14 protein-coding genes and 1 tRNA gene are annotated in these 12,509 nt (G+C 66.6%); 13 read left to right on the top strand and 2 right to left on the bottom strand.

Annotated features, from left to right (window positions below; translation table 11 throughout):
- Window positions 1-9: 9 nt before the first annotated feature.
- Window positions 10-783, bottom strand: a complete 774-nt coding sequence (locus tag UU7_RS11035; RefSeq protein WP_007808264.1) for a M90 family metallopeptidase — start codon at window positions 781-783, stop codon at window positions 10-12.
- 12 nt (window positions 784-795) lie between these two features.
- Window positions 796-1,113, bottom strand: coding sequence for a hypothetical protein (locus UU7_RS11030; RefSeq protein ID WP_040673306.1), 318 nt, complete (start codon window positions 1,111-1,113; stop codon window positions 796-798).
- A gap of 215 nt (window positions 1,114-1,328) precedes the next feature.
- On the opposite strand from UU7_RS11030, the gene UU7_RS11025 reads away from it, so the two are divergent.
- The 13 genes from UU7_RS11025 (at window position 1,329) to UU7_RS10970 (ending at window position 12,504) form a co-directional block, all read left to right on the top strand.
- On the top strand, window positions 1,329-2,327 hold the full coding sequence (locus UU7_RS11025; protein WP_007808262.1) for a biotin--[acetyl-CoA-carboxylase] ligase: 999 nt from the start codon (window positions 1,329-1,331) through the stop codon (window positions 2,325-2,327).
- Complete coding sequence (locus tag UU7_RS11020) at window positions 2,324-3,067, top strand: type III pantothenate kinase (RefSeq protein WP_007808261.1); 744 nt, start codon at window positions 2,324-2,326, stop codon at window positions 3,065-3,067. The genes UU7_RS11025 and UU7_RS11020 overlap by 4 nt, the downstream gene beginning before the upstream one ends.
- A 36-nt stretch (window positions 3,068-3,103) precedes the next feature.
- Entirely contained in the window at window positions 3,104-3,769 is a 666-nt protein-coding gene (locus tag UU7_RS11015; protein ID WP_007808260.1) for an SPOR domain-containing protein, read from the top strand.
- 39 nt (window positions 3,770-3,808) lie between these two features.
- Window positions 3,809-3,884: transfer RNA gene (locus UU7_RS11010), tRNA-Thr, on the top strand.
- Between the two features lie 211 nt (window positions 3,885-4,095).
- Window positions 4,096-4,347 (top strand): hypothetical protein, encoded by a 252-nt coding sequence (locus tag UU7_RS11005; protein WP_040673304.1) that lies wholly within the window; start codon window positions 4,096-4,098, stop codon window positions 4,345-4,347.
- A 171-nt stretch (window positions 4,348-4,518) separates the two neighbouring features.
- Window positions 4,519-4,755, top strand: coding sequence for a hypothetical protein (locus tag UU7_RS11000; RefSeq protein ID WP_007808250.1), 237 nt, complete (start codon window positions 4,519-4,521; stop codon window positions 4,753-4,755).
- A gap of 176 nt (window positions 4,756-4,931) precedes the next feature.
- Entirely contained in the window at window positions 4,932-5,132 is a 201-nt protein-coding gene (locus UU7_RS18410; RefSeq protein WP_157582165.1) for a hypothetical protein, read from the top strand.
- A gap of 175 nt (window positions 5,133-5,307) precedes the next feature.
- Window positions 5,308-5,766 (top strand): DUF3617 domain-containing protein, encoded by a 459-nt coding sequence (locus UU7_RS10995; protein WP_007808249.1) that lies wholly within the window; start codon window positions 5,308-5,310, stop codon window positions 5,764-5,766.
- Window positions 5,767-6,053: 287 nt separating this feature from the next.
- Window positions 6,054-6,986, top strand: coding sequence for an arginase (gene rocF, locus UU7_RS10990; RefSeq protein ID WP_007808248.1), 933 nt, complete (start codon window positions 6,054-6,056; stop codon window positions 6,984-6,986).
- Between the two features lie 149 nt (window positions 6,987-7,135).
- On the top strand, window positions 7,136-8,200 hold the full coding sequence (locus UU7_RS10985) for a hypothetical protein (RefSeq protein ID WP_007808247.1): 1,065 nt from the start codon (window positions 7,136-7,138) through the stop codon (window positions 8,198-8,200).
- Window positions 8,201-8,400: 200 nt separating this feature from the next.
- Complete coding sequence (locus UU7_RS10980; protein ID WP_007808246.1) at window positions 8,401-9,765, top strand: tryptophan--tRNA ligase; 1,365 nt, start codon at window positions 8,401-8,403, stop codon at window positions 9,763-9,765.
- Window positions 9,766-9,800: 35 nt separating this feature from the next.
- Window positions 9,801-10,124 carry a hypothetical protein gene (locus UU7_RS10975; RefSeq protein ID WP_007808245.1) on the top strand — a complete coding sequence of 108 codons (324 nt, stop codon included), beginning with the start codon at window positions 9,801-9,803 and terminating at the stop codon, window positions 10,122-10,124.
- Between the two features lie 151 nt (window positions 10,125-10,275).
- A complete protein-coding gene (locus UU7_RS10970; protein ID WP_007808244.1) occupies window positions 10,276-12,504 on the top strand; it encodes a DUF5916 domain-containing protein in 2,229 nt (742 codons plus the stop codon).
- Window positions 12,505-12,509: the final 5 nt, after the last annotated feature.

Genomic DNA, 12,509 nt, shown 5'->3' with positions numbered 1-12,509 from the left:
CGGCCCGGTTCAGCGTCCGCTGCCTTCGGCGGGCGAGCGGCCGTAGTAGGCCTGCAGCAGTTCGGCGATCGCGGGTTCGGCTTCGCGCAGCAGGGCCGGGCGCGAGTAGTGCATCTCGCTGACCACGGCGAAATATTCGGCGACGCTTTCGGTTGCGTAGTGGTCGATCGGGCTGTCGCAACTGTCCGGCGGCATGGCGACCAGGCGATCGTAGGCCAGCTGGAATTGCTGGATCCAGCGCCGCCGGGGAATCTCCACCAGCGGGGGGACGCCATCGGGCGGCCCGTCCAGCATGTCCAGCTTGTGCGCCATCTCGTGCACGACGACGTTGTAGCCGTCCCAGGGTTGCTCCAGGTCCAGCTGCACGTCGGCCAGCGACAGCACCAGCGGGCCACGTTCCCAAGCTTCGCCGGCATGGGCCTCGCCGCCGTTGCCGGCGATCCCGTTGCGATCGTCGTGGTGATTCCGGCGCACCTTGAACTCGCCGGGATAGATCAGCACTTCGCGCCAGCCGCGCAGGCTGCCTGTTCCCTGCTGCAGGGCAGGCAGGCAAGCCTGCATGGCAATCAGCAGGCGCCAGTAATCGTCCAGCACCGCTCCCGCCAGGGCATGGAACCGCTTGCGCGCAAGGAACAGGGTGGACAGCTGGCGCAGCCTTTGCTGCCGTTCCGGATCAAGTCCACGGGCCAGCGGGCAGCCACTCAATCCGCGTCGCCACAGCGGATCTGCGATCGGAGCGGGCTCGAAACGCGCCCACAGTGTCTGCAGCCAATGTCCCGGCATGACGCCGAGCGCTTACTGGATCGACCCAGGCAGCAGCGATTGCCAGCCCAGATGCGGCCGGCGGGAGGGTGTCGGCGCTGACGATGAGCCGCCGGAACGCCCATTGCCGGACGCCGGTTCGGCATTGTCGCTGCTGCTCGTCGAGGGGCAGTCGTGGTTCAGGCCCGCCGCATCGCCGCCACTGGCGGCATTGCCATCGTGTGCGGAGGCGCTGTCGACCAGGGTGCGCGAGGAACTGTCGAGGTCCTGGGAATCCATACTCGCCGCACTGGCACCGCCGATCCCGGCAATGCACAAGGCGCAACCAACCAACCAGTGAACGGCACGCATGGCGATCAAACTCCCTGACTCGCAGCGAAGACCCCGGATCGTCTCAGAAACGCTGCGCCCGTGCCAGTGCTGTGGATCGCTCGACGGCGGCCGGCTGGCCGGCGGGCCCGTACGGCGGTCCGCCCGGGCTAGAATCCGCCGATGCCAAACCTGTTCCGCCGCCTGTCCCGCCATACCCGTCCCCGACGCATCACCCTCTTTGCAGGGGTGCGCTGATGCAGCCTGCGCAACTGCTGGCCCTGCTTGCCGCCGGGGAGCCGCTGTCCGGCGAAGCGCTGGCCGTGACGGCCGGCGTCACCCGTGCGGCGATCTGGAAGCAGGTGGAGGCCTTGCGTCGTCGCGGCGTTCCGGTCGAGGCGCGTGGCGCCGCGGGGTATTGCCTGCCCTGGCCGCTGCAGATGCTGGATGCGGCGCGCATCCGGACCCTGCTGCCCGCGAGCGCCGCGTCGGCGCTGACTGCGCTGGACGTGTATTGGGAGCTCGATTCCACCTCCAGCGAGCTGCAACGCCGCGGTGCGGCGGCGGGGGACTTCAGCGTGGTGCTGGCCGAGACCCAGCACGCCGGTCGGGGTCGGCGCGGCCGGGAGTGGCTCTCCCCGCCGGGCATGAACATCTACCTGTCCTGCCTCAAGCGTTTCGACGCAGGTTTTGCCGCGCTCACCGGGCTGTCGCTGGCCGTCGGCGTGATCGCGCTGCGCGCGCTGGAAGTACTCGGCATCGACGGCGCCGGCCTGAAATGGCCCAATGACCTGCTGGTGGCTCCTGCCAGGCGCCACGACGGGCCTGGCGGCAAGCTGGGCGGCATCCTGATCGAGCTCAGTGGCGAATACCAGGGGCCTTGCGCGGCGATCATCGGGATCGGCCTCAACTTGCGCCTGACACCGGCCCTGCGCGAGCAGGCCGGCCAGCCAGTGGCGGACCTGGCCGGGCTCGGCGGCGGCGCGCCGCCGGATCGCAACCTGCTGGTGGCGACCCTGATCACGGCCCTGGTCGAGGGCCTGCGGGAATTCGAGCGCGACGGCTTCGCCGCGTTCGGGGCGGACTATGCGCGATACGACCTGCTGCGCGACCAGCCGCTGCAACTCAGCGGCGCGCTGGAGGCGTTTCGTGGCGTCGGTGCGGGCGTGGACTCACGCGGCGCACTGCAGGTTCGCCTCGAAGACGGCAGCATGAGGCGGGTCGACAGCGCCGATGTCACGGTGCGTCGCGCATGACGCTGCTGCTGGATCTGGGCAATACGCGGCTGAAATGGGCGTGGCAGGCTCCGTCTGGCGAGTGGCTGGCGGAGGGCGCCGTGGACTGGCGCGCGGATGTCGCCGCCACCCTGATGAAGGCGTGGGCGTCGCTGCCCGCGCCGAGCCAGGTGGTCGGCGCCTCGGTGGTCGACGCTTCCCGCGAGGAACAGGTGGCTGCGGTGATCCGGCGGCTGTCTGGGCTTTCCGTGAACTGGATGCGCACGCCGTCCCTGGCCTGCGGTGTACGCAACGCGTACGCCGAACCGCAACGCCTGGGGGTGGATCGCTTCCTGGTGATGGTGGCCGCGCGCGGGGCGGGTCACGGGCCGCATGTACTGGCCAGCGTGGGTACCGCACTGACGCTGGATGCGCTCGACGCCGAGGGGCAGCATCTGGGTGGCCTGATCGCGCCGGGTCCGCAACTGATGCAGCAATCGCTGTTCGAGGCCACTGCACGGATCAGGCCGGAGCATCCCGGCGCCATCGTCGAGCTGGCCGACAATACCGCCGACGCGGTCGCCTCCGGTTGCTGGCAGGCTGCCGCTGCGCTGGTGGAACGGTTTGCTTCGCGCGCGACGGCGCGGCTTGGTACCGTACCCGAACTTGTCCTGGGCGGCGGGGACGCGCCGATCCTGCTGCCGCTGCTGTCGCTGCCGGCCCGGCTCAGCCAGGATGGCGTGCTGCGCGGGCTGGCGATCTGGGCTGCTGCGCAACAATGAACCGGGCCGTGTCGGGTTGCCGGTGATGGAGGCTGGATGTTCCTGCGATTGCTGTTCGTACTGCTGACCGCGCTCAATATCGCGGTGGGCGCCTGGTTGCTGCTGGGGCAGCCGTATGCCCGGGGTGGCCTGCCGGCCGAGCCAGGCGTGACCGAGTTGCGTCTGTTGTCGGAAATGCCCGCCACCGTACCCATGGTGACGCCGGCGACCGCGGCCCCTGGCGGCGCGCCGCCCTCCCGGAATCTCAGCTACAGCTGCGTGGCGCTGGGTCCGTTCGCGACCCCCCAGGATCTGCGCAATGCGCGCCAGGCGCTGGCTGACCAGGCAACGCGCATGCGTTCCCGCCAGGAGCAGGCCAGCCAGACCAGTGGCTGGTGGGTCTACCTGCCGGCAGCCGGCAGCCGTGCCCAGGCGTTGGCGGTGGCGCGACAGCTGTCCGCCCGCAACATCAATGACTACTTCGTGGTCAGCTCCGGCGACCAGCCCAATACCATCTCGCTGGGCCTGTTCAAGGACCCGGCGAATGCCCGCAAGCGTCGCGACGAAGTCACCGCGGCCGGTTTCTCGCCGCGCATGACCGAGCGCAGCGAAAGCGTGCCGGAATACTGGCTGGACCTGGTCGTTGCCGATGGCGGCCGCTTCGACTGGCGCAGCCGGGTCACCGCCAGTGGCATCGCCTCGCACAGCACTGGCTGTTTCTGAACGCGCCACGCGGCGCAGCCTGCTAGAATCTTGCGCTTCGCCGGCATAGCTCAGTTGGTAGAGCAACTGATTTGTAATCAGTAGGTCGCGGGTTCGACTCCTGCTGCCGGCACCACGCAATGAACAGGGCCACTCCTTCGGGGCGGCCCTGTTCATTGCGACCTGCCCATGCCTCGGCAAGGCAGGTCGCAGTCCCGCCTTCCGCTTCGGCCATTGCCCAGCGGGCGGCCTGCCGAATCTTCCACATCGGCTTGACGCGATCATCGCGATTCCTCCACCCGCCCTTCCCCACGCTGCACGCTCGAGGAGCATGCGAGGACAGCACAATGGGAATGCTTTATGTGGTGCAGGGCTATCACGACGCCAGTGGCGAAATCGTGGCAGACAAGCCGATTCTCCACGGACTGCAGCAACTGGCGCTGAGCCGTGGCGAACAGCTGGCCGGCGAATGTGAAGGCGTCCTCGTCTATGCGCAGAGTGCCGATGTCGATCGGGGCGAATATTCCGAGCCGGTGATCCTTGCCAGCTATGGTCGCGTTCCCGTGGCGGAGGAAGAGGGTCTGCGTGCGTCCGGGTGATGCGGCGATCGGCGCTGTTCCGGCGCGTCGGCGGCGCACACCGTCCGTAGGCCGGCGCCGACATCTTGCCCCTGGCAACTTGCCCACACTGGTCGCCTGCCGGAAGCACATCACCACTGTCGCGGGGGAGACAGTGACTGCGCTGAGCCGGCCTGGCGGGAGGGTGAGGCGATGCGGACCGTATTGACGATCAGGGAGGCCAGCCATGGCCTGTGGCGCATTTGCAGCGGCGAGGCGGTGCTCTACGACAGGTTGCGTCTGGCGCACGCGATTCGGCTGGCGCGGGGGCTGGCCAGGGAGAAGCACGCCAACTCCGGGCAGCCGGCAAGCGTGGAGATGGCCTGCTCCGAATTCACCATCTCGCTGGTCCATTACGCTCGCCCGAAGGCATTGCAGCAGGCGGCCTGATCGACAAGGCGATCGCGGCGAATCCGACGGGCACGGCATATGCTTGGCGTCATGATTTCAGGCACGTTTCGTGCCAATTTCCGGATAGAAATCAGCGTTCATTCGATTGTGCGCGCAGCGTGAAATCTTGCTAGGATCTGACCCGAGGCTGCACAGGGGCAGTCCAGGACAATCAAATGCAAACGCTGATCGTACATTCCGCCTTCTGGCGTGGAGTGTCGCTGTTTGCAGGGATGCTGATGGGGAAAGTCGTGCACGATTCCCGCCACCGGGTTCTGGTGGCGCGTGAGGGTGCAGACCTGGTGTGCTGGTGCTCATCGGCGCGGTCACGTCGCGAAGATGAACTGGCGCGCAGCCGCCAAGCCCAGGCGGGCTGATCCGACATTCGTTCCAGGCTTGGCTGGACTCGAAGGGTGGTAACGGGTTGTTCGTCGTGAAGGGTACGGAAACCGGCCTTGCGCTGGCCGACGCGTCGAGCGCCATGTGACCACAACGAACATGACGGCATCCATTGTCGTAGTGCGTCTCTTCATCCCTTGCCGGAGAATTCCGATGTCGACTTTTCCGATGCTGCGGTTCGCTGCCCTTTGCGTGTTCTGCGTGATTGCCCCGACGACGGCGGCCCAGTCCGACTCCGGCAACATGATGAAGATGAGCATCACCATGAAGATGCAGATGGCCGGCCTGGGCGACATGCCGGCCCGCACGGTCAACCAGAATGTATGCACGTCGAAGGATCACGACATGCGCTCGATGCTCCAGCAGCAGAAGGACTGCGTCGTGAGCAACTACCGCCAGCAGGGCAACGTGATCAGCTATCACGTGGCCTGCGGCGGCAATCCGCCACGGATGACCGGTGACGCGCAATTCGAGCTGCTGCCCGGTGGCGACATCAAGGGCAGCATGCACGCCGACAGCAACATGAACGGTCAAGCCATGGTCATGGACATGACCTATGCCGGTCAGCGCACCGGCAGTTGCGATTACACCGCGAGCCGGCAGAAGCACTGAGCCGGGTTCCTGCGCCTCGCCGCCAGGCGGCTGCGTCATCAAGCAAGGCCACGGCGTGCTGCCGTGACGGCGTATGCGTCTTCGCAGGTCGCTTCGCGGCCCGGGCGGCGACGCCGCTCCACCCATTCCGGTAAACTTCGCCGGACAGGTGGAGTCTTAATCGCCGCGAAAGTCCTGCACGCAGGATGCCGGCGGCACATCCGGGACGGCTGCTGCAGGCCCGTCCGTTCTCCGCCTCACCCACATCAATGGCGTGTGCCGGGACAACGGCGCAGTGGCCCCCAGGCATGCAGGAGCAGGCGAACGTGGACAAGCAGACCGTTTCATTGATTGGCGTGCCGACCGACATCGGCGCCGGCCATCGCGGTGCCGGAATGGGACCCGAAGCGCTGCGTGTGGCCAATCTGGCCAGCCGGCTGGAACGTCGCGGGCTGAAGGTCATCGATCGCGGCAACTTGCAGGGGCCAATCAACCCATGGCTTCCGCCCGAGCAGGGCTATCGCCATCTGGACGAAGTGGTGGCCTGGAATACGGCCGTCCATACGGCCGTTCATCAGGAACTGCAGGCGGGCCGCCTGCCGATCATGCTCGGCGGCGACCATTGCTTGGCGATCGGTTCGATCTCGGCCGTGGCGCGTCACTGCCATGACGAAGGCAAGCAGTTGCGGGTGCTGTGGCTGGATGCGCACACCGACTTCAACACTGCCGAAGCCACCCCCACCGGCAACATCCACGGCATGCCGGTGGCCTGCCTGTGCGGCACCGGCCCGGCCGAGCTGACCGGCCTGGGCGGAGTCGTGCCGTCGACCACGCCGGACGTGTTCCGCTACATCGGCATCCGTTCGGTCGATGAAGGCGAGAAGCGGCTGGTGCGCGGTGCCAACATGCAGGTCCACGACATGCGGCACATCGATGAAGTGGGCATGAAGCGGGTGATGGAGGAAGCCCTGTCCGGCATGGACGAAAACACCCATCTCCACGTCAGCTTCGACGTCGACTTCCTCGACCCCAGCATCGCGCCCGGCGTCGGCACCACCGTACGCGGCGGGCCGGACTACCGCGAGGCGCAGCTGTGCATGGAGATGATCGCCGACACCGGGCGGATGGCGTCGCTGGACATCGTCGAACTGAACCCCGCGTTCGACAAGCGCAACGCCACCGCCAAGCTGGCCGTGGACCTGGTCGAATCGCTGTTCGGCAAGTCCACGCTGATCCGCTGATCCTGCTGCTGGCGGCAGGATCGTTCGTTCGAATGCGGCGGAACGCGAAGCCATGGACGAGGTCCGGTACGGGCGTGCGGAGGCTGGCAGAATGTCGCGGAACCGATGATCGATCGGACAACCAGCGACGCGGAGCAGGCACGCAGAACATGGAATTTCGTACGTACAAAATCAACGTGCCCGACATCCGGTCGCTGTGTTGGGTCGGCGACACCTTGGTCGACTGGGTGGCGGGTGGCACCGTCATCCGGCTCGACGGCTCGATCGAAGCGTCACATGTCAGGTACGCCTATCGCTTCGATGCCGCCATCGCGTCGCCATGTGGCGACTACGCGATCATTTACGAAAGGCTCGGCACCACCGGCCTCGTCCTGCACAAGGGCGAAATCCTGCGGCAGATCCAGCGGGACTTCTATCACGCTGACGACTACGAGTATCCGATAGCCATCTTCCGCAGCCGCACGGGTCGAACGGTGCTGGCGCATTGTCCGCAGGCGTATTGCCAGCTCGAGCTGGAAGACATCGAGACGGGCGAGCGCCTGGGCGGCACCAACGCACGGGAGCCCGGGGATTTCTTCCATTCCCGCTTGCGCGTCAGTCCGGACGGGCGCTGGCTCGCCAGCGCAGGGTGGGTCTGGCATCCGCTGGATACGTTGGCTGTCTACGACCTTGAAGCCGCCTTGCAGGATGCCTCCGCGCTCGACAAGCCCATCGACTTCGAAGGTTTCAACCCCTACGACAGGGAGACCGTTGCTGCAGACTTTCTGCCCGATGGCCGGCTGTTGGTCGTCCTTGGCCCGGGATGGGACGACACTACGGAAGCCGCCATCGAATCGGATGCACTGGCTATCCTCGATCCGGTGCGGCGGGCATTGACCGCCAGCGTCGAAACCGTGGCGCCCACCGGTACCTTGATGCCGCTGGACGCCCGGTCCACGGTGGCGTTCTGCGTGCATCCCAAGGTGTTGTCCCTGCTGGACGGCTCCACGCTGGCCGCCTGGGAACAGATCGACTCGGGGCGCCAAGGCAGTGCCCTCACCAGGCACGAGTACCTGCCGCCACCCATCGCGCTGGATCATGCGCGAGCGCGGTTCGCGGTAGCCGGCGCGAACGGCGTGACGGTGATCGAACGATTGACGCCGACGTCTCCCCCGCAGGACAGCGTCGACGCCACCGCGCACGGCGGGCCGGACCACTCCACGCTGACCTGCTGATGCGGCGTTGCCGGAAATCGGTGCGACTTGCGAAGAGCCACGCCGACAGGGCGAATTTTCCGCTCATCGGTTGGGTCCCCTGCGTGGTGGTGTCCGATGGAACTGGGCCGGCGGTTGTGATTTTTTGACAAGGCGGCGATCGGTCGGTCGAGCCGTTCTACCGGATGTCGTAGACTGGCGTTTTACTTGCGCGACGCAGCATGAATACCCGAGTCCTTACCGGCATCACCACCAGCGGCACGCCGCATCTCGGCAATTACGTGGGGGCGATCCGCCCCGCGGTGGCGGCCAGCCGGCGCGATGATGTGGATGCGTTCTACTTCATGGCCGACTACCACGCGCTGATCAAGAGCGACGATGCGGGGCGGATCGAGCGTTCGCGGCTGGAGATCGCCGCGACATGGCTGGCGGCGGGGCTCGACCCGGCGCGGGTCACCTTCTATCGCCAGTCGGACATCCCGGAAATCCCCGAGCTGACCTGGTTCCTCACCTGCATCGCCTCCAAGGGCATGCTCAATCGCGCGCATGCCTACAAGGCCGCGGTGGACAAGAACACGGCCGCGGGCGAGGACGTCGACGCGGGTGTCACCGCGGGCCTGTACATGTATCCCGTGCTGATGGCGGCGGACATCCTGGCGTTCGACGCGAACCAGGTGCCGGTGGGCCGCGACCAGATCCAGCACATCGAGATGGCGCGCGATCTGGGCCAGCGTTTCAACCATCTGCACGGGCACGAATTCTTCGTGCTGCCCGAGGCGCTGATCGAGGAACAGGTGGCGACCTTGCCGGGCCTGGATGGCCGCAAGATGTCGAAGAGCTATGACAACACGATCCCGCTGTTCGCCGGCGGCAAGAAGCAGCTGCGCGAGGCGATCATGCGCATCGTCACTGACTCGCGATTGCCCGGCGAACCGAAGGACCCGGACGACTGCGCGCTGTTCACCATCTTCCGCGCGTTCGCCAGCGACGCCGAAACCGCAGCCTTCCGCCAGGCCCTGCTCGACGGCATCGGCTGGGGCGAGGCAAAGCAGGTGCTGTACGAGCGCATCGAAACCGACGTGGCGCCGATGCGCGAACGCTACGAGGCGCTGATGGCCGACCCGTCCGCGATCGAGACGATCCTGCAGCAGGGTGCGCAGAAGGCGCGGGCGATCGCCACGCCGAAACTGGCTGCACTGCGCGAGGTGCTGGGCCTGCGCGCCATGACCACCGCACCGGCACCGGCAGCCGGGTCGAAAGCCGCGCCGAAACAGGGGAAAATGCCGCGCTTCGCCAGTTTCCGCGATGCCGATGGCAGCTTCCGTTTCCGCCTGTTTTCCGCCGAAGGCGAGGAACTGCTGCTATCGAAATCGTTTGCCGATCCGAAGGCGGGCGGTGCGCTGCAGAAGCAGATAAGGACGCTCGGCGCCGGTGCGGCCGTGCTGCAGGTCCGTCCGCTGGGCGTGGACCTGAAACTGGACGGCGAGACGGTGGCCAGCACGCCGGATTACCGCGATGAGCAGGCGCGTGATGCCGCACTGGCGCCTTTGCGTGAGGCGCTGAACCAGCTCGCCACGCAGGACTGAGGCGCGGCCATCCACGCCCACGGAGTGATCGAACCATGCGTTATCTCGCCATCCTGCTGTTGGCCCCGTGGCTGCTGATCCTGTGCTGGGGTTACTGGGCGTATCCGAAGAGTCTGCCGCGTGTCGCCGCCCGACGCTTCTTCGATGTCGCGGCCGTCGTGCTGGCGCTGATCGCCGCGGCGCAATGCGCGGTGATCGGTTTCGATCGGGTGGAACTGCCCACGGTCGACGGCTTCGGTCGCGCCAGTGGTGCGATCTGGCAACAGGTGCTGCCGGCGCTGTATGGCTACGCTGCATTCACCGTCGTGCTGCTGCTGGCGATGCTGTTGCGGCACGTGCTGTGGGGACGCCGGCGCTGATTCACGGCGGACGACCTGCCACAAGTCATGCAATGACCAATGGCCGTCGACCCGTTTAAACGCTGACGGCAAGCTGTGCATCTATCCCCGGGTGACGAGTGCCTCGTTCGCCCAGGCGCGATCCTGCGCCAGACCTCATGGAAGTTCCCACATGCGCGTGGCATGCCTGTTGCTGTTTTCGCTGGCCGCGGTTTCCGCGCCGGCACTGGCCGTCGATATCGATGGGCATATCCAGCCGGAAGAGTGGAAAGGTGCGCGGCACATCACCGATTTCCGCCAGGTGCAGCCGCTCAGCGGCAAGCCCGGTGCACTGCACACCGAGGCCTGGATACTGGCCACGCCGAAGGGCCTGGCGGTGGCCTTCCGCTGCGACCAGCCGGCTGGCGTGCCACGCACGCATCAGCGCGTGCAGCGCGACTTCGAGGATCAGGTCGATCGGGTCAACGTGATGGTCGACTTCAACGGTGACGGGCGCACCGGCTACGACTTCGTGGTCAGTTCCACCGACGGCATCAATGACGCAGTGATCACCAACGAAACCCAGTTCAACAAGGACTGGGACGGCAACTGGAAACATGCGGTGAGCGAAGATGCCGCCGGCTGGAGCGTCGAGATCCTGATCCCGTGGTACACCGCGCCGATGCACGCGGCGACAGACGGCCAGCGCGCGCTGGGCATCTACCTGGATCGGGTGACCGGCTCGACCGGCGAACGCGATGCCTGGCCGGTGGCCAGCTTCACGCTGCCGCGCTTCCTGTCCGAATTCAGGCGCATCGAGGTGCCGCACTACAGCCAGTCGCTGTTCGCCGTCACGCCGTATGTGTCCGGGCTGTACGACAACGTCCGCGGCCGCAGTCATTTCCAGGAAGGCGCGGACATCCTGTGGAAGCCGAGCGGCCAGTTCCAGCTCACCGCGGCGCTGAATCCGGACTTCGGCCAGGTCGAGAGCGACGACCTGGTGGTCAACTTCGGCGCCACCGAAACCTATGTCAGCGACAAGCGGCCGTTCTTCACCGAGAACCAGGGCATCTTCGACTTCAGCCTGCTCGACGACAACAGCCAGCTGGTCTACACGCGCCGCGTGGGCGGTCCGTCGGATGACGGCCACGGCGCGGCCGACATCAATGCGGCGGTCAAGCTCAACGGCAGTTTCGGCTCCACCAGCTACGGCGTGCTGGCCGCCGACGAGGATGGCGAGGCGGGGCGCTTCTTCGGCGCCGCGCGGCTCACCCACGATTTTGGCGAGCAGAGCCTGGGCATGCTGCTGACCCGGGTCGATAGGCCGTGGCTGGATCGCGAGGCCACCGTGCTGGGTGTCGATCATCACTGGCGCCCCACGCCGCAACTGACCATCGCCACCAATGTGGTCGGCAGCGACATCCTGCAGTCGGGCACGCATACCCGCGACAGCGGCGGCACCCTCATCGCCGACTACGAGATGGGCGACGGCTGGCGCCAGCAGTGGCTGGGCATGCACTTCGGCGACCAGTTGCAGATCAACGATTTCGGCTACCTCGACCGCAACAACTTCAACTACGCCCATTGGGAAGTGCGCAAGCGCTACACGGCCCTGCCGGCCGACTCGGCATACAGCTCCAAGGAATGGCGCTACCGCATCGACGCACTGGACAACGATCACGGCCTGCGCCTGCGTCGCCAGTTCCGCGTCAGCCGCAACAGCAACCTGCGCAACGGCGCCACCGAAGTGGTGCAGCTCAACGTCAACAGCGCGGGCTGGGACGACCTGCTGACGCGGGGCCATGGCGCGCTGTTCCTGCCGCCCAGCATCGATCTGGCCTATGAGCGGATCAGCCCGCGCCACGGCGACTGGGCGTTCAAGCTGGACGCGGAGGTGGTCAGTGGCGGCCTTGGCGGCAACCGCCAGTTCGGCTACGACATCAAGTTCATTCCCACCTACTTCATCAGCGACGCGTTCAGCGTCTACGCCGGCCCCTACTACGAGCATCTGCCGGACTGGCTGGTGTGGCAGCACGACAACCTGATCGGCCGGTTCGACGAACACACGCTGCAGCTCGATGCCGGTTTCGACTGGGCCATCAATCCGCGCCAGGAATTGCGCGTGAAGCTGCAGGCGATCGGCCTGGATGCACGCCTGCGCGGCGGCTATCGCGTCGGCGCCAACGGCCGCGCGGTGGCCAGCGACGAGCCGGTCGACGATTTCAGCGTGCGCAACCTCGGCCTGCAGATCCGTTACCGCTACGAGCTGGCCCCGCTGTCGTACCTGTACGTGGTCTATGGCCGTGGCGGCTACGCGCTGGACGGCTACGCCCGCAACACCGCCGACGCGTTCGGCAACAGCTTCGCCTTGCGCGACGACGAACAGCTGCTGGTCAAGCTGAGCTACCGCTTCGACATGTAGCAGCC

It is taken from the genome of Rhodanobacter spathiphylli B39 (genome assembly GCF_000264295.1).
GTDB classification, from domain to species: Bacteria; Pseudomonadota; Gammaproteobacteria; order Xanthomonadales; family Rhodanobacteraceae; genus Rhodanobacter; species Rhodanobacter spathiphylli.
Note: the sequence above shows the minus strand (reverse complement) of the source record. Positions and strands in the feature narration are given on the sequence as shown.